This window comes from Tepidimonas fonticaldi (assembly GCF_001675355.1).
Lineage (GTDB): Bacteria > Pseudomonadota > Gammaproteobacteria > Burkholderiales > Burkholderiaceae_C > Tepidimonas > Tepidimonas fonticaldi.
Window position 1 is genome coordinate 881,153 of the sequence record NZ_LZDH01000056.1, and the last position, 15,969, is coordinate 897,121.

The 15,969-nt window shown below is 66.8% G+C and carries 15 protein-coding genes; 4 read left to right on the forward strand and 11 right to left on the reverse strand.

Going from position 1 to position 15,969, the window contains the following annotated elements:
* The first annotated feature begins 45 nt into the window (after positions 1-45).
* The 3 genes from A9O67_RS09970 to rsxB all read left to right on the forward strand — a co-directional run bounded on the left by A9O67_RS09970 (position 46) and on the right by rsxB (position 3,414).
* Positions 46-1,242, forward strand: coding sequence for an amino acid aminotransferase (locus tag A9O67_RS09970; protein ID WP_068609695.1), 1,197 nt, complete (start codon positions 46-48; stop codon positions 1,240-1,242).
* Between the two features lie 106 nt (positions 1,243-1,348).
* The gene (locus tag A9O67_RS09975; protein WP_068609697.1) at positions 1,349-2,734 is read left to right on the forward strand and encodes a polyhydroxyalkanoate depolymerase; all 1,386 of its coding nucleotides are present in this window, start codon (positions 1,349-1,351) and stop codon (positions 2,732-2,734) included.
* Positions 2,731-3,414 (forward strand): electron transport complex subunit RsxB, encoded by a 684-nt coding sequence (gene rsxB / locus A9O67_RS09980; RefSeq protein WP_068609699.1) that lies wholly within the window; start codon positions 2,731-2,733, stop codon positions 3,412-3,414. The genes A9O67_RS09975 and rsxB overlap by 4 nt, the downstream gene beginning before the upstream one ends.
* On the opposite strand, the gene A9O67_RS09985 is transcribed toward rsxB, so the two are convergent.
* From A9O67_RS09985 to scpA, 8 genes are all read right to left on the reverse strand, one after another.
* Positions 3,411-3,914, reverse strand: a complete 504-nt coding sequence (locus A9O67_RS09985) for a VOC family protein (protein ID WP_068609701.1) — start codon at positions 3,912-3,914, stop codon at positions 3,411-3,413. The genes rsxB and A9O67_RS09985 overlap by 4 nt on opposite strands.
* Positions 3,911-5,962 carry an acetyl-CoA carboxylase biotin carboxylase subunit gene (gene accC, locus A9O67_RS09990; RefSeq protein ID WP_068609702.1) on the reverse strand — a complete coding sequence of 684 codons (2,052 nt, stop codon included), beginning with the start codon at positions 5,960-5,962 and terminating at the stop codon, positions 3,911-3,913. The genes A9O67_RS09985 and accC overlap by 4 nt, the downstream gene beginning before the upstream one ends.
* 20 nt (positions 5,963-5,982) lie before the next feature.
* Positions 5,983-7,515 (reverse strand): acyl-CoA carboxylase subunit beta, encoded by a 1,533-nt coding sequence (locus tag A9O67_RS09995; RefSeq protein ID WP_068609704.1) that lies wholly within the window; start codon positions 7,513-7,515, stop codon positions 5,983-5,985.
* 2 nt (positions 7,516-7,517) lie between these two features.
* Positions 7,518-8,567: a methylmalonyl Co-A mutase-associated GTPase MeaB gene (gene meaB / locus A9O67_RS10000; RefSeq protein WP_068609988.1), complete on the reverse strand. Its 1,050-nt coding sequence runs from the start codon at positions 8,565-8,567 to the stop codon at positions 7,518-7,520.
* Positions 8,560-9,165, reverse strand: a complete 606-nt coding sequence (locus A9O67_RS13460) for a PIN domain-containing protein (RefSeq protein ID WP_156682289.1) — start codon at positions 9,163-9,165, stop codon at positions 8,560-8,562. The genes meaB and A9O67_RS13460 overlap by 8 nt, the downstream gene beginning before the upstream one ends.
* On the reverse strand, positions 9,165-9,569 hold the full coding sequence (gene vapC / locus A9O67_RS10005) for a type II toxin-antitoxin system tRNA(fMet)-specific endonuclease VapC (protein ID WP_068609706.1): 405 nt from the start codon (positions 9,567-9,569) through the stop codon (positions 9,165-9,167). The genes A9O67_RS13460 and vapC overlap by 1 nt, the downstream gene beginning before the upstream one ends.
* 5 nt (positions 9,570-9,574) lie before the next feature.
* Positions 9,575-9,805 (reverse strand): antitoxin, encoded by a 231-nt coding sequence (locus A9O67_RS10010; protein WP_068609712.1) that lies wholly within the window; start codon positions 9,803-9,805, stop codon positions 9,575-9,577.
* Between the two features lie 80 nt (positions 9,806-9,885).
* Positions 9,886-12,051: a methylmalonyl-CoA mutase gene (gene scpA, locus A9O67_RS10015; protein WP_068609713.1), complete on the reverse strand. Its 2,166-nt coding sequence runs from the start codon at positions 12,049-12,051 to the stop codon at positions 9,886-9,888.
* Positions 12,052-12,216: 165 nt separating this feature from the next.
* Here scpA and A9O67_RS10020 point away from each other — a divergent pair, with 165 nt between their 5' ends.
* Positions 12,217-12,864 (forward strand): GntR family transcriptional regulator, encoded by a 648-nt coding sequence (locus A9O67_RS10020; RefSeq protein WP_068609714.1) that lies wholly within the window; start codon positions 12,217-12,219, stop codon positions 12,862-12,864.
* A 24-nt stretch (positions 12,865-12,888) separates the two neighbouring features.
* On the opposite strand, the gene dusA is transcribed toward A9O67_RS10020, so the two are convergent.
* From dusA to A9O67_RS10035, 3 genes are all read right to left on the reverse strand, one after another.
* Positions 12,889-13,902, reverse strand: a complete 1,014-nt coding sequence (gene dusA, locus A9O67_RS10025) for a tRNA dihydrouridine(20/20a) synthase DusA (RefSeq protein ID WP_068609715.1) — start codon at positions 13,900-13,902, stop codon at positions 12,889-12,891.
* 83 nt (positions 13,903-13,985) lie between these two features.
* Entirely contained in the window at positions 13,986-14,726 is a 741-nt protein-coding gene (gene phbB / locus A9O67_RS10030) for an acetoacetyl-CoA reductase (protein WP_068609717.1), read from the reverse strand.
* A 60-nt stretch (positions 14,727-14,786) separates the two neighbouring features.
* Positions 14,787-15,965 (reverse strand): acetyl-CoA C-acetyltransferase, encoded by a 1,179-nt coding sequence (locus A9O67_RS10035; RefSeq protein ID WP_068609719.1) that lies wholly within the window; start codon positions 15,963-15,965, stop codon positions 14,787-14,789.
* Positions 15,966-15,969: the final 4 nt, after the last annotated feature.

Here is a 15,969-nt window from a genome sequence, read left to right on the forward strand (position 1 = left end):
CCGGGTAAAATTTCGGATTATCCAACCGCCCCCGAAGGACTGCACATGTCGCTTTTCTCCGCTGTCGAAATGGCCCCCCGCGATCCCATCCTGGGCCTGAACGAACAGTTTGCCGCAGACACCCGCCCCAACAAGGTCAACCTGGGCGTCGGCGTTTACTACGACGACAACGGCAAGCTGCCACTGCTGCAATGCGTGCAGGCGGCCGAGCAGCGCCTGATGGAAAAGCCCGCCCCGCGCGGCTACCTGCCGATCGACGGCATCGCGGCCTACGACAACGCGGTCAAGGCACTGGTGTTTGGCGCCGACAGCGACGTGGTGCGCAGCGGCCGCGTGGCCACGGTGCAGGCGCTGGGCGGCACGGGCGGCCTCAAAATTGGCGCCGACTTCCTGAAAAAGCTCACCCCGGGCGCCAAGGTGCTGATCAGCGACCCGAGCTGGGAGAACCACCGGGCCCTGTTTGCCAACGCCGGCTTCGCGGTGGACACCTACACCTATTACGACGCGGCCAAGCGCGGCGTGAACGTGGACGGCATGCTGGCCAGCCTGCGCGCGGCCGATGCGGGCACCATCGTCGTGCTGCACGCCTGCTGCCACAACCCCACCGGCTACGACCTGACGCCCGAGCAGTGGGACGCCGTCGTGGCCGTGGTGCGCGAGCGCAGCCTGGTGCCTTTCCTCGACATGGCCTACCAGGGCTTCGGCCACGGCATCGCCGAGGACGGGGCGGCGGTGGGCAAGTTCGTGGCCGCGGGGCTGGACGTGTTCGTCTCCACATCCTTCTCCAAGAGCTTCAGCCTGTATGGTGAGCGCGTCGGCGCGCTGTCCGTGGTGTGCGCCAGCAAGGACGAGGCCGACCGCGTGCTGTCGCAGCTCAAGATTGTGGTTCGCACCAACTACTCCAACCCGCCGACGCATGGCGCGGCCGTGGTGGCCATGGTGCTGAACACGCCCGAGCTGCGCGCGCTGTGGGAGCAGGAGCTGGGCGACATGCGCACCCGCATCAAGGCCATGCGCCAGCGGCTGGTGGACGGATTGGCGGCCGCCGGCGTCCGGCAGGACATGTCCTTCATCACCCAGCAGATCGGCATGTTCAGCTACTCGGGGCTGACCAAAGACCAGATGGTGCGCCTGCGCACCGAGTTCGGCGTCTACGGCACCGACACGGGCCGCATGTGCGTGGCCGCCCTCAACAGCCGCAACATCGACTACGTCTGCCAGTCGATCGCGGCTGTCCTCTGATCCCCATGGCTGTCCCCGAGGCGACGGCGCCTCGGGGTTCGGCCGCATGGCGTCCAGGGCGACTTCCTGCTATATTTGCTGCACTGCAACATAACCGACCGACGCCATGCTGTATCACCTGTACGAGGCCCAACGGGCGTTGATGGAGCCGTTCTCCGACTTCGCGCTGGTGACGGCCAAGCTGTTTGCCAACCCCTCGTCGCCCTTGGCGCAAACGCCGTTTTCGCAGCGCGTGGCGGCTGCCTACGACCTGCTGCACCGCCTGGGCAAGGACTACGAAAAACCCGAGTTTGGCATTCGCAGCGTGGACATCGGCGGGGTGCATGTCGCCATCCACGAGCGGGTGGAGATCGATAAACCCTTCTGTGAGTTGCGCCGCTTCAAGCGCTACTCGGACGATCCCCAGACGCTGCTGCGCCTGAAGGAGCAGCCGGTGGTGCTGATCGTGGCGCCGCTGTCGGGGCACTACGCGACGCTGCTGCGCGACACCGTGCGCACCATGCTGCGTGACCACAAGGTCTACATCACCGACTGGAAAAACGCCCGCACCGTCCCGCTGTCCGAGGGGGATTTCCACCTCGACGACTACGTCAACTATGTGCAGGAGTTCATCCGCTACCTGCAGCGGCAGTATGGCAACTGCCACGTGATGAGCGTGTGCCAGCCCACGGTGCCGGTGCTGGCGGCCGTGTCGTTGATGGCCAGCCGTGGCGAGAAGACACCGCTGTCCATGACTATGATGGGCGGCCCGATCGACGCGCGCCGCTCGCCGACGGCGGTCAACAACCTGGCCGTGCACCGCAGCTACGAGTGGTTTGAAAACAACGTGATCTACCGCGTGCCGGCGGGCTTCCCCGGCGAAGGGCGACGCGTCTATCCCGGCTTTTTGCAGCATGCCGGCTTCATCGCGATGAACCCGGACCGCCATGTCAACAGCCACTACGACTACTTCCTGCAACTGATCAAGGGCGACAACGAGAGCGCCGAGGCGCACCGCCAGTTCTACGACGAGTACAACGCGGTGCTGGACATGGACGCGAACTACTACCTGGAGACCATCCGCACGGTGTTCCAGGAGTTCAAGCTGGTGCACGGCACCTGGGACGTGCGCGCACCCGATGGCACGCTGGAGCGGGTGCGCCCGCAGGACATCCGGAACACGGGGCTGCTGACGGTCGAAGGCGAGCTGGACGACATCTCCGGCAGCGGGCAGACGCGCGCGGCGCATGACCTGTGCACGGGCATCGAGTCCCGCGATCAGCGTCATTTCGAAGTCGCGGGGGCCGGCCATTACGGCATCTTCAGCGGGCGGCGCTGGCGCGAGAAGGTCTACCCCGTGGTGCGGGACTTCATCCTGGCGCACCAACCGCCGGCGGGTGGCGCCGATGTGGCCGCTGCCCAGGCCGAGGCCGATTTGATGGCGTCTGCCATCCGCCGGGACGAGCCGGCGCCGACGCGCGGCCGCCGCCGCAAGACCGAACCGGGGGCATGAGCGCGGGCGACGCAAACGCCAGCGCCCCGACGCTGGCCGACCGCATCGATGCCGCCCTGCCGCAGACGCAGTGCACGCGCTGCGGCTATCCGGATTGCCGCCACTATGCCGAGGCGATTGCCCGCGGCGAAGCGGACATCGACCAATGCCCGCCGGGGGGCGAAGAAGGCGTGCGGCGGCTGGCGGCGCTGACCGGCCGTGCGCCCAAACCCCTGAACCCCGCCCACGGGACCGAAGGCCCGATGGGCGTCGCCGTCATCGACGAGACCTGGTGCATCGGCTGCACCCTGTGCATCAAGGCCTGCCCGACCGACGCCATCGTCGGTGCGCACAAGCGCATGCACACCGTGATCGAGCCCTACTGCACGGGCTGCGAGCTGTGCATCCCGGCGTGCCCGGTGGACTGCATTGCGATGGTCCCCATCAGCGGCGACCGGCGCGGCTGGGCCGCGTGGTCGCCCCAACAGGCCGAGCAGGCCCGCACCCGTTATCAGGCCCGGCTCGCCCGCCTGGCCCGTGAGGCCGACGAGCAGGCCGAGCGCCGCCTGCACAAGGCCGAGGCCAAGCTGGCCGACCTGCCGGCCCACTCCAAGCACACCGACCCGGCCGTCCTCGACCGCAAGCGCGCCCTGATCGAGGCGGCCATCGCCAAGGCGCGCGCGGCCCGCGCCGCGTCTTAGTCGAGCGCCCCTGCCACCGACGGGCCGGCCGCCAGCGCGCGAAAGGCCTGGATGACCTCGGGCGGGGCTTGCACCAGCTCGATCAATACGCCCTCCCCGCCCACGGGAAACTCGTCGTTGCCCTTGGGGTGGATGAAGCAGATGTCAAAGCCGGCGGCGCCCCGGCGGATACCGCCGGGCGCAAAGCGCACCCCTTGGCCGCTCAACCATTCGACGGCGCGCGGCAGATCGTCCACCCACAGGCCGACGTGATTCAGCGGGGTGGCGTGGACCGCGGGTTTTTTCTCTGGATCCAGCGGCTGCATCAGGTCTACCTCGACCTTGAACGGACCGCTTCCGGTGGCGCAGATGTCCTCGTCCACGTTCTCGCGCTCGCTGACGAAGGTGCCGGTCACCTCCAGCCCGAACAGGTCCACCCACAGGCGGCGCAACCGGGCCTTGTCCGGCCCGCCGATGGCGATTTGCTGGATGCCCAGCACCTGAAAGGGGCGCGCGCTCACTTTTCGAACTCCACGATGGGTTGATCCACCACGAGCGACTCGCCCTTGCTGGCCAGCACCTTGGCCACGACGCCGTCGGCCGCGGCGAACAGCACGTTCTCCATCTTCATGGCCTCGATGACGGCGACGCGTTCGCCGGCTTGCACCCTCTGGCCGGGCTGGACGGCCACATCGACCAGCAGCCCCGGCATGGGCGAGAGCACATAGCGGCTCATGTCCGGCGGCGCCTTGAAGGGCATCAGCCGGTGCAGCTCCGCCATGCGGGGCGACACCACCAGGCACTCCAGCTTGGTGCCGTTGTGCTGCACGACCAGGGCCAGCGGATTGCGGGCGCTGCCGCGTTCGATCTGCGCGGTGAAGGGCTGGCCGTTGACCTCGCCAGTGATGACGATGTCGTTCAGGCGCGAGGGCGAGCTGATCTTGTAGCGCTTGTCCCCCACCAGCACCGAGGCGTAGCCGGTCTCGCCCACGAACTCGTCCACATGGACCGGGATGTGGCGGTGCTGGCCGTCGTTGGACAGGCGGATGACGGTGTAGTCCTTGCCGACCTTGACGCCATAGCCGGGGAGCTGGCCGCTGATCGCGGCCGCCCGTTCACGGCTCTTGCGGCGCACGAAGGCGGCCAGCGCGACCAGAAAGTCCTCGTCGTCGTGCGGCACGTCCTCGGAGCGGAAACCGCCGCCGTAGTGCTGGGCGATGAAGCCGGTGTTGAAGCGCCCGGCGACGAACTCCGGGTGCGCCAGCAGCGCGGCCTGGAAGGGGATGTTGCTGTTGATGCCGCGAATGACGAAGCCGTTGAGCGCCTCGCGCATCTTGGCAATCGCGTCCAGGCGGTCCTTGCCGTGCACGATGAGCTTGGCGATCATCGAGTCGTAGTACATCGGGATCTCGCCGCCTTCGAACACCCCGGTGTCCACCCGCACGCCGTAGCGGTGCGCGGTATCCGCCTGCCACATGGTCTCGGTCGGCGGCTTGAAGTGCACCAACCGGCCCGTGGAGGGCAAGAAGTTGCGGAACGGGTCCTCGGCGTTGATGCGGCACTCGATGGCCCAGCCTTCGCGCTTGACGTCGGCCTGCGTCAGCGGCAACGGCTCGCCGGCGGCGACGCGGATCATCAGCTCCACCAGATCCAGCCCGGTGATGCACTCGGTCACCGGGTGCTCCACCTGCAGGCGGGTGTTCATCTCCAGGAAATAAAAGCTCTGGTCCTTGCCGACCACGAACTCCACCGTGCCGGCGCTCTGGTACTTCACCGCCTTGGCCAGCGCCACGGCCTGCTCGCCCATCGCCTTGCGGGTGGCGTCGCTGATGAAGGGGCTGGGCGCCTCCTCGATCACCTTTTGGTGGCGGCGTTGAATGGAGCACTCGCGCTCGTTCAGGTAGATCACGTTGCCGTGCGCGTCGCCCAGCACCTGGATCTCGATGTGGCGCGGCTCCTCGACGAACTTCTCGATGAAGACGCGGTCATCGCCGAAGCTGTTGCGCGCCTCGTTGCGGCAGGAGGTGAAGCCCTCCAGCGCCTCCTTGTCGTTGAAAGCCACGCGCAGGCCCTTGCCGCCGCCGCCGGCGCTCGCCTTGATCATCACGGGGTAGCCGATGCCGCGCGCGATCTCCACCGCCTGCTCGGCCGACTCGATCGGGTCGTTCCAGCCCGGGATGGTGTTGACGCCGGCCTCCTTGGCCAGCTTCTTGGAGGCGATCTTGTCGCCCATCGCGGCGATGCTGTAGTGCTTCGGACCGATGAAGACGAGGCCCTCCTCCTCCACACGGCGGGCGAAGTCCTCGTTCTCGGACAGGAAGCCGTAGCCGGGGTGGATGGCCTCGGCGCCGGTGGACTTGGCCGCGGCGATGATCTTGTCGGCCACGAGGTAGCTTTCGCGGCTGGGCGCCGGGCCGATGCAGACGGCCTCGTCGGCCAGGCGGACGTGGCGCGCCTCGCGGTCGGCCTCGGAATAAACGGCCACGGTGGCGATGCCCATCTTGCGGGCGGTGGCGATGACGCGGCAAGCGATTTCGCCGCGGTTGGCAATCAGGATTTTCTTGAACATGGTGTGTGCTCCCCCTCGCCTCACAGCGGGATGTTGCCGTGCTTGCGCCACGGGTTGTCCAGCTTCTTGTCCTTGAGCATGACGAGGCTGCGGCAGATACGCTTGCGCGTCTCGTGCGGCAGGATGACGTCGTCGATGTAGCCGCGCTCGGCGGCGACGAACGGGTTGGCAAAGCGCCGCTTGTACTCCGCCTCGCGCTCGGCCAGCTTGGCCGGGTCCTTCTTGTCCTCGCGGAAGATGATTTCCACCGCCCCCTTGGCGCCCATGACGGCGATCTCGGCATTGGGCCAGGCCAGGTTGACGTCGCCGCGCAGGTGCTTGGAGGCCATCACGTCATACGCACCGCCGTAGGCCTTGCGCGTGATGACGGTGATTTTGGGCACCGTGGCCTCGGCGTAGGCGTAGAGCAGCTTGGCGCCGTGCTTGATGATGCCGCCATACTCCTGCGCCGTGCCGGGCATGAAGCCGGGCACATCGACAAAGGTGATGACCGGGATGTGGAAGGCGTCGCAGAAGCGCACGAAGCGCGCCGCCTTGATGCTGCTCTTGATGTCCAGACAGCCGGCCAGCACCAGCGGCTGGTTGGCGACGATGCCCACCGTCTGCCCGTCCATGCGCGCGAAGCCGACGATGATGTTCTTGGCGTAGTCGGGCTGGATCTCGAAGAAGTCGCCGTCATCGACGGTCTTGAGGATCAGCTCCTTCATGTCGTACGGCTTGTTGGGGTTGTCCGGCACCAGGGTGTCCAGACTGAGTTCTGCGCGGTCGATCGGGTCGCCGCTTTGGCGCACGGGGGCCTTCTCGCGGTTGGACAGCGGCAGGTAGTTGAACAGACGGCGCACCATCAGCAGCGCCTCGACGTCGTTGTCGAAGGCGCGGTCGGCCACGCCGCTCTTGGTGGTGTGGGTCAGCGCCCCGCCCAGCTCCTCGGCGGTCACCTCCTCGTGCGTCACGGTCTTGACCACCTCGGGGCCGGTGACGAACATGTAGGACGTATCCTGCACCATGAAGATGAAGTCCGTCATCGCTGGCGAATAGACCGCGCCGCCCGCGCACGGCCCCATGATGACGCTGATCTGCGGAATGACGCCGGAGGCCAGCACATTGCGCTGGAACACCTCGGCATAGCCGCCAAGCGACGCCACCCCCTCCTGGATGCGCGCACCGCCCGAATCGTTGAGGCCGATGACCGGCGCGCCGACCTTCATCGCCTGGTCCATGATCTTGCAGATCTTCTCGGCATGCGCCTCGGACAGCGCGCCGCCGAAGACGGTGAAATCCTGGCTGAAGACAAACACCAGCCGGCCATTGATCATGCCGTAGCCCGTGACGACGCCGTCGCCAGGCACCTTCTGCTCCGCCATGCCGAAGTCCGTGCAGCGGTGCTCGACGAACATGTCCCACTCTTCGAAGGTGCCTTCGTCGAGCAGGACTTCGATGCGCTCGCGCGCGGTCAGCTTGCCCTTGGCGTGCTGGGCGTCGATGCGCTTGACCCCACCGCCCAGGCGGGCGGCGGCGCGCTTGCGCTCGAGCTGTTCGAGAATTTCTTGCATGGTCACAGGCTCCTGTCGTTCAGGGAAGGTGAAGGGGTCGCGTCGCCGCCCATCGGCGGGGCGTGGAAAAAGGCAGACAGCAAGGAGCGCGCGGCGGCCGAGGCCACCATGCGCCCGGCCAGCACGGCTTCGGTGAGCTGGGGCAGGCGCTCGCGCACGGCGGCATGGTGGGCAAACGCCTCGCGCAGGCCGCTGTCGATGCGCTCCCACATCCAGGCGCGGGCCTGCCGTTGGCGGCGCGCGGCCAGCCGCCCGTTGGCCTGCTGCAGACGCCGGAAATCGCTGACCGCCTGCCAGAAGGCATCCACCCCGCGGCCCTGCAGGGCGCTGAGCTGAATGACGCGCGGGTGCCACAGCGTCTCGTCGTGGTGGGCCGTCTCCGGCCGTCCATGCAGGCCCAGCAGGCGCAGCGCCGACGTGATCTGGGCCTGGGCGCGCGTGGCAGCGTCGGGGTCGAGGTCGGCCTTGTTGATGACGACCAGATCCGCCAGCTCCATGATGCCCTTCTTGATCGCCTGCAGGTCGTCGCCCGCATTGGGCAGTTGCAGCACGCAGAACATGTCGGTCATGTCGGCCACCGCCGTCTCGCTCTGGCCGACGCCGACCGTCTCGACAATCACGATGTCGTAGCCCGCCGCCTCGCAGACCAGCATCGCCTCGCGCGTCTTGGCCGCCACACCGCCCAGGTTGCCCCCGCTGGGGCTGGGCCGGATGTAGGCATGCTCGTGCACGGAGAGATGCTCCATGCGCGTCTTGTCCCCGAGGATGGAGCCGCCCGAGACGCTGCTGCTCGGATCCACCGCCAGCACGGCGACGCGGTGCCCCTGCCCAATCAGGTACAGCCCCAGCGCCTCGATGAAGGTGCTTTTACCCACGCCGGGCACACCGCTGATGCCCAGACGAAACGCCTGCCCCGTGTGCGGCAGCAAGGCGTTGAGCAGGGCGTCGGCCTCGCGCCGGTGGTCAGGCCGTGTGGACTCCAGCAGCGTGATGGCCTTGGCCATGGCACGCCGCTGCTGGGCAGGGGTACCGTGCAGGAGGTAGTCAAGCATCAAGTTGCCCAGCATAAGTCACTTTTTGCCCTTGGACGTCAATCAGTCCCTCGTCTAGCAGTGCTTTCATCAGCAAACCAATTTCTTCATCCGTCAGCCGTCCAGAAAAGGCGACTGTTTTCAGGCTATTGGTCAAGGTTTTTAGTGTCTTGGGGCGGTTGATTCTTCGCTCCCTCAACCAGTCTTTGGCTGCGACCAGCTGATCTTTCAACGTGACTGCGGCAGCACGCTTGAAAACAGGTATGGAGGCCAAATCAGGCCATTTCGCAGCCCCGATATCCAGCGAACGCAGGTGGGCGATCAGCGGGTCATAGTCGCGGTCTTTGGCAATTACATGGAAGTACGCGTCTTTCAACTCACTCGCCAGACGCCCTATATAAAACGCGATGTGCATATCCAGCGCATCGTTTCCCTGCTTGCTCACCTGAACATATTGCGCACGTGCACCGAGCATCTGCACCGCTTGAACCACTGGAAAGGGCAACTTGTTTTGGTGTGGCCCGATGAATACCAACAACCGCGTGTTTTCCAGGCTGAGTGCGGGCAAAAGCTCGGGCTGAACATTCTCCCAATCTACCAAAATGATTTGAGTTTTCATCAACTGCCCTCAGCCCAGTTCTCCAGCTTCAGGCCGTCGATGCGCTCAAATTCCCGGGTGTTGTTGGTGACCAGCACCGCATCCAAGGCTAGAGCCTGGGAGGCGATGAGCAACTCCAACTCGCCGATGGGCTGGTCCAGCCTTTTGAGCCGCGTTTTGTGCTGCGCGAAGTGCCACATGGCGGATGCGTCCCACGGCACGACCTTGATGAGCCGCATAAAACCTTCCAGCGCCAGCCGGTTTTGCTCCACACGCGTGCTGTGCTCGACGCCGTAGGCCAGCTCTGCCGCCACCAGTGCCGAGATGGCCAACTCATGGGGCTCAACTGCACGAAACCTGGCCGTGACCGCGGGGTAGCGCCTCGAAATGAAGTAGGCGCAGATGTTGGTGTCCAGGAAATACATGCCTATCAGTCCAGGCGCACCGGATCACCCAGCCCTGAGCGGTCGCGCTCGATGTGCTCGGGCATGCCCTCAAAACCGTCGAGCACCCTTTCCATCGCAGCCCACCATTCGTCTTTGCGCGTCAACTTGGGCCTCAAAACAACGGCATCGCCCACCTTTTCAATGGTGACTTCCGCCGTGTCAAACCGAAACGCCTTGGGCAGGCGCACGGCCTGGCTGCGGCCGGTGGTGAACACTTTGGCAGTGGCAACTGGGGGGGGCACGGCTCGCCTCCTTTGATTGAGTAGATATCAGAAATATATACCCAGTCCGCCCATCACGCCCCACCCGCTGAGGCCACCGCCCTCTTGATGTGCTCCAGCACATCCTTGGCGCTGGCCGGGATGGGGGTGCCGGGGCCGTAGATGCCCTTGACGCCAGCGTCGTAGAGGAACTCATAGTCTTGCCGGGGGATGACGCCGCCGACGAAGACGATGATGTCGTCGGCGCCCTGGTCTTTCAGCGCCTGGATGATGGCGGGCACCAGCGTCTTGTGGCCCGCCGCCAGCGTCGAGATGCCGACCGCATGCACGTCATTTTCGATCGCCTGGCGCGCGCACTCCTCCGGGGTCTGGAACAGCGGGCCGATGTCCACGTCGAAGCCCAGGTCGGCGTAGGCGGTGGCCACCACCTTGGCGCCGCGGTCGTGGCCGTCCTGGCCCAGCTTGGCGATCATCACGCGCGGGCGGCGGCCGTGCTGTTCGGCAAAGGCGGCGATTTCCTGCTGGAGCTTTTCCCACCCTTCGGCGGAGTCGTAGGCAGCGGCATACACCCCGGTCACCTTTTGTGTGTCGGCGCGGTGGCGCCCGAAGACTTTTTCCAGCGCGTCGGACACCTCGCCGACTGTGGCCCGCAGGCGGATGGCCTCGACGCTGAGCGCGAGCAGGTTGCCTTGGCCCGTGCGCGCGCACTCGGTCAGCGCGTCCAGCGCGCGCTGCACGGCGGCGCCGTCGCGCGTGGCGCGGATGCGCTGCAGCCGCGCAATCTGCGCCTCGCGCACTTTCAGGTTGTCCACCTCCAGGATTTCGACCGGATCCTCTTTGGCCAGCCTGTACTTGTTGACGCCGACGATGACGTCCTTGCCGCTGTCGATGCGCGCCTGCTTCTCGGCCGCGCTGGCCTCGATCTTGAGCTTGGCCCAGCCGCTGGAGACGGCCTGCGTCATGCCGCCCATGGCATCGACTTCTTCGATGATGGCCCAGGCCTTGTCCGCCATGTCCTGGGTGAGTTTTTCCATCATGTACGAGCCGGCCCAGGGGTCGATCACGCTGGTGATGTGCGTCTCCTCCTGCAGGATCAGCTGCGTGTTGCGCGCGATGCGGGCCGAGAACTCGGTCGGCAGCGCGATCGCCTCGTCGAAGCTGTTGGTGTGAAGAGACTGCGTGCCGCCGAACACCGCCGCCATCGCCTCGATGGTGGTGCGCACGATGTTGTTGTAGGGGTCCTGCTCGGTCAGCGACCAGCCGCTGGTCTGGCAGTGGGTGCGCAGCATCAGGCTCTTGGGATTTTTCGCGCCAAAGCCCTTCATGATGCGGCACCACAGCAGCCGCGCGGCGCGCATCTTGGCGATCTCGAGGTAGAAGTTCATCCCGATCGCCCAAAAAAAGCTCAGCCGCCCGGCGAACTCGTCCACATCCAAGCCCTTGGCCAGCGCGGTCTTGACGTACTCCTTGCCGTCGGCCAGCGTGAAGGCCAGCTCCAGCGCCTGGTTGGCGCCGGCCTCCTGCATGTGGTAGCCGGAGATGCTGATCGAGTTGAACTTCGGCATGTGCCGCGCCGTGTACTCGATGATGTCGCCGATGATGCGCATCGACGGCTCCGGCGGGTAGATGTAGGTGTTGCGGACCATGAACTCCTTGAGGATGTCGTTCTGGATGGTCCCCGAGAGCTGGTCCTGCGCCACCCCTTGTTCCTCGGCCGCGACGATGTAGCCCGCCAGCACCGGCAGCACCGCGCCGTTCATCGTCATCGAGACGCTCACCTTGTCGAGCGGGATGCCATCGAACAGGATCTTCATGTCCTCCACGCTGTCGATGGCCACGCCCGCCTTGCCGACGTCACCGACCACGCGCGGGTTGTCGCTGTCGTAGCCGCGGTGGGTAGCCAGGTCGAAGGCGACGCTGACCCCCTGCCCGCCGGCGGCCAGCGCCTTGCGGTAGAAGGCGTTGGACTCCTCGGCGGTAGAGAAGCCTGCGTATTGCCGAATGGTCCAGGGGCGCACCGCATACATGGTTGCCTGCGGCCCGCGGATGAACGGCTCGAAGCCCGGCAGCGTGTCGGTGTACGGCAGGTCCCGGATGTCGGCCGCGGTGTAGAGCGGCTTGACGGTGATGCCCTCCGGCGTGACCCAATGGAGCTGCTCGAGCGAGCCGCCCTTGAGGGATTTGCGGGCGGCGGCCTCCCAGTCGGCCAGTGTGGCGGTGCGGAATTCGGTGTTGGACATGGAACCCCCGAGGTCGGCAGGTGGATGACGGTCGGTGCGGTGCGGGCCACGCGATGCGCGATCCCGCGCGAACGGATGCGATGATGGCGCAAACGCCGGACAACGCCTAGTGTAACGCATTCATAATTATTGATGCAGAATCTTTCTGGCGCTATCATCGCGCCCATGACTGCCGTTCCCCTGCTGTCGCGCGCGCTGTACGAGGAAGTGGCCGAGCTGCTGCGCCAACGCATCTTCAGCCGCGAACTGCCCCCCGGCGCCTGGATCGACGAACTCAAAATCGCCGAGGAGCTGGGCATCAGCCGCACGCCCTTGCGCGAGGCGATCAAGGTGTTGGCGGCCGAGGGGCTGGTGACGATGAAGGTGCGCCGCGGCGCCTACGTCACCGAGGTGTCGCAACAGGACCTGCGCGAGGTGTACGAACTGCTGGCGCTGCTGGAGGCGGATGCCGCCGAATCCGCCTGCTGGCGCGCGACCGACGACGATCTGGCCGCTCTGGAGCGGATGCACGCCGATCTGGAAGCCGCGGCCGACCCCGAGACGGGGTCACGGGAGCGGTTTTTCGAGCTCAACGAGGCGTTTCACCTGCGCCTGCTCGATCTGGGGCAGAACCGCTGGCGCAAGCAACTCGTCAACGACCTGCGCAAGGTCATGAAGCTCAACCGCCACGGCTCGCTGTTCAAACAGGGGCGCATCGCCGAGTCGCTGGCCGAGCACCGCGCCATCCTGGACGCCTTGCGCCGGCGGGATGCCGCCGGGGCCGCGCAAGCGGTGCGGGTGCACTTTGCCAACGGCTTGCAGGCAGCGGTGTGACCGTGGGCGCGCGCCGAGCGCGCCTCACGCGGCGCTGGACGCGGGGGCGCGCAGCGCCGCCCGGGCGAGTTCGGCCACCTCGTGCGGCGGCCGGCGTTTGAGCCGGTGATCGCTCCAGACCTGTCGCCATCGGCGCGCACCGGGCTGACCGTGGCGCAACCCCAGCATGTGGCGCGCGATGGCATACCAGCCGCCGGGCAACGACGGCCCTTCGCGCGCCATGTAGTCCACCATGCGCGCTTCCACCGCGTCGCGGTCGGGCACGGCGTGTGGCGCGCCAAAGTACGCCGCGTCCCACGAGGCCAGCCACCACGGGTTGTGGTAGGCCTCCCGGCCCACCATCACTCCATCGACCTGGGCCAGGTGCTCCGCCACCTGGGCGTCGGTGGTGATGCCGCCGTTGATGGCGATCGTCAACTGCGGAAAATCGCGCTTGAGCCGATGCACCACGGCGTAGCGCAGCGGCGGGACGGTGCGGTTTTCGGCGGGGCTCAGGCCATCCAGCCAGGCGTTGCGGGCGTGCACGATGAAGACCGCGCAGCCGGCCTCGGCCACCGTGCCGACGAAGTCGCGCACGAACGCATAGTCCTCCACCCGGTCGATGCCGATGCGGTGCTTGACCGTCACCGGCACGCGCACGGCGTCGCGCATCGCGCGCACGCAGTCGGCCACCAGCCGCGGATGCTCCATCAAACAGGCGCCGAAGGCGCCGCGCTGCACGCGCGGGCTGGGGCAGCCGCAGTTGAGGTTGATCTCGTCGTAGCCCCAGGCCTCGCCCATGCGGGCCGCCACGGCCAGCTCGCGCGGGACATTGCCGCCCAGTTGCAGCGCCACCGGGTGCTCTTCCGCGCCAAAGCGCAGATGGCGCGCGACATCGCCGTGCAACAACGCGCCGGTGGTGACCATCTCGGTATACAGGCGCGCGTGGCGGGTGAGCTGGCGGTGAAACCAGCGGCAATGGCGATCGGTCCACTCCATCATCGGGGCGACGCTCAGGCGCCAGGGGTTGTGGCCGGGGTTGGGCTGCGATTCACTCATGGGGCCGCGATTATCCCCGACGCCACGAAAAACGCCCGCCAAAAGGCGGGCGCTGGGACGTTGTGCGACGGAGGTCGAATCCGTCAACCCATGTGCAGGCCGCCGTTGCACGAGAAGTCGGCCCCGGTGGTGAAGCCCGCATCGTCACCGGCCAGCCACGCGACGATGGAGGCGATTTCGCGCGGCTCGCCCAGGCGCTTGACGGGGATGGTGGCGATGATTTTTTCCAGCACGTCGGGGCGGATGGCCTTGACCATGTCCGTGGCGATGTAACCCGGGCTGACCGTGTTGACGGTGACCCCCTTGGAGGCCAGCTCCTGCGCCAGGGCCATGGTGAAGCCGTGCATGCCGGCCTTGGCAGCGGAATAGTTGGTCTGGCCGGCCTGCCCTTTCTCGCCGTTGACCGACGAGATCTGGATGATGCGGCCCCAGCCCCGCTCGACCATGTCCGGCACGACCTGCTTGGTGACGTTGAACATGGAGGTCAGGTTGGTGTTGATGACGGCGTCCCAGTCCTCCTTGGTCATCTTGAGGAACAGGCGGTCGCGCGTGATGCCGGCGTTGTTGACCAGCACGTCGATCGGGCCGTGCTCGGCCTTGGCCTTGGTGAAGGCCTGGACCGTGGAATCCCAGTCACCCACGTTGCCCACGCTGGCATAAAAGGTGTAGCCGAGCGCCTTTTGCTCGTCCAGCCACTTTTGATAGTCGCGCGTGGGGCCGCAGCCGGCGATGACTTTGAAACCCGCATTGGCCAGTGCCTGGCAGATGGCGGTGCCGATGCCGCCCATGCCGCCGGTGACGTATGCGACGCGTTGTTGACTCATGAAACTGCTCCTCTGTGTGTTGGACGTGGGTGGTGGGGCAAAAACCAGGGGGTGGCAGGCTCAGCGCTCGACGCAGAGCGAGACGCCCATGCCGCCGCCGATGCACAGCGCGGCCAGGCCCTTGCGGGCGTCGCGGCGCTGCATCTCGTGCAGCAGCGTGACCAGCACGCGGCAGCCGGAGGCGCCGATCGGGTGGCCCAGCGCGATGGCGCCTCCGTTGACGTTGACCTTGGCCGGGGCGGCGCCCAGCGCCTGGTTGACCGCGCAGGCCTGGGCGGCGAACGCCTCGTTCAGCTCGAACAGGTCGACGTCGGTCACCGACCAGCCGGCGCGCGCCAGCGCCTTCTGCGACGCCGGCACCGGACCCATGCCCATCGTGGCCGGATCCAGCCCGCTGGTGCCGAAGCTGGCGATGCGCGCCAGGGGTTTGAGGCCCAGCTGCGCGGCCTTGCTCGCTTTCATGACCATCACGGCGGCCGCGCCGTCGTTGATGCCGCTGGCGTTGCCGGCGGTGACGCTGCCGGTCTTGTCGAACGCGGGCTTGAGGCCCGCCAGCGCCTCGGCGCTGGTCTTGCGGTTGAGGTACTCGTCGGTGTCGAAGACGATCGGGTCGCCCTTGCGCTGCGGGATCATGACCGGCACGATCTCGTCCTTGAACTTGCCGGCGTCCTGCGCGGCGGCGGCGCGGCGCTGGCTCTCCAGCGCGAGGGCATCCTGCATCTCGCGCGTGATGCCGTGGGCCTTGGCGACGTTCTCGGCCGTGATGCCCATGTGGTACTGGTGGTAGACGTCCCACAGGCCGTCGACGATCATCGAGTCGATCATCTTCCAGTCGCCCATGCGCTGGCCCTCGCGGCTGCCCATCAGCACGTGCGGGGCCAGCGACATGTTCTCTTGCCCGCCGGCGATGACGATGTCGCTGTCGCCCCAGGCGATGGCCTGCGCGGCCAGCATCACGGCCTTGAGGCCCGAGCCGCACACGGCGTTGATGGTCAGCGCCGGCGTCTCCTTCGGCACGCCGGCCTTCATGGCCGCCTGGCGCGCCGGGTTCTGGCCGCAGCCGGCCGCCAGCACCTGGCCCATGATGACCTCGCCGACCTGCTCGGCCGGCACGCCGGTGCGCTCCAGCAGGGCGCGGATCACGGTAGCGCCAAGGTCCATCGCGGGGGTCTTGGCGAGCGTGCCGCCGAACTTGCCGATGGCGGTGCGCACGGCACCGACGATGACGATGTCGTCCATGGGA

What these genes read in the sequence shown, in the direction of transcription:
- A9O67_RS09970 (WP_068609695.1), top strand. Translation starts at nt 46, where the DNA reads ATGTCGCTTTTCTCCGCTGTCGAAATGGCCCCCCGCGATCCCATCCTG.
- A9O67_RS09975 (WP_068609697.1), top strand. Translation starts at nt 1,349, where the DNA reads ATGCTGTATCACCTGTACGAGGCCCAACGGGCGTTGATGGAGCCGTTC.
- rsxB (WP_068609699.1), top strand. Translation starts at nt 2,731, where the DNA reads ATGAGCGCGGGCGACGCAAACGCCAGCGCCCCGACGCTGGCCGACCGC.
- accC (WP_068609702.1), bottom strand. Translation starts at nt 5,962, where the DNA reads ATGTTCAAGAAAATCCTGATTGCCAACCGCGGCGAAATCGCTTGCCGC.
- A9O67_RS09995 (WP_068609704.1), bottom strand. Translation starts at nt 7,515, where the DNA reads ATGCAAGAAATTCTCGAACAGCTCGAGCGCAAGCGCGCCGCCGCCCGC.
- meaB (WP_068609988.1), bottom strand. Translation starts at nt 8,567, where the DNA reads ATGCTTGACTACCTCCTGCACGGTACCCCTGCCCAGCAGCGGCGTGCC.
- A9O67_RS13460 (WP_156682289.1), bottom strand. Translation starts at nt 9,165, where the DNA reads ATGAAAACTCAAATCATTTTGGTAGATTGGGAGAATGTTCAGCCCGAG.
- vapC (WP_068609706.1), bottom strand. Translation starts at nt 9,569, where the DNA reads ATGTATTTCCTGGACACCAACATCTGCGCCTACTTCATTTCGAGGCGC.
- scpA (WP_068609713.1), bottom strand. Translation starts at nt 12,051, where the DNA reads ATGTCCAACACCGAATTCCGCACCGCCACACTGGCCGACTGGGAGGCC.
- A9O67_RS10020 (WP_068609714.1), top strand. Translation starts at nt 12,217, where the DNA reads ATGACTGCCGTTCCCCTGCTGTCGCGCGCGCTGTACGAGGAAGTGGCC.
- dusA (WP_068609715.1), bottom strand. Translation starts at nt 13,902, where the DNA reads ATGAGTGAATCGCAGCCCAACCCCGGCCACAACCCCTGGCGCCTGAGC.
- phbB (WP_068609717.1), bottom strand. Translation starts at nt 14,726, where the DNA reads ATGAGTCAACAACGCGTCGCATACGTCACCGGCGGCATGGGCGGCATC.
- A9O67_RS10035 (WP_068609719.1), bottom strand. Translation starts at nt 15,965, where the DNA reads ATGGACGACATCGTCATCGTCGGTGCCGTGCGCACCGCCATCGGCAAG.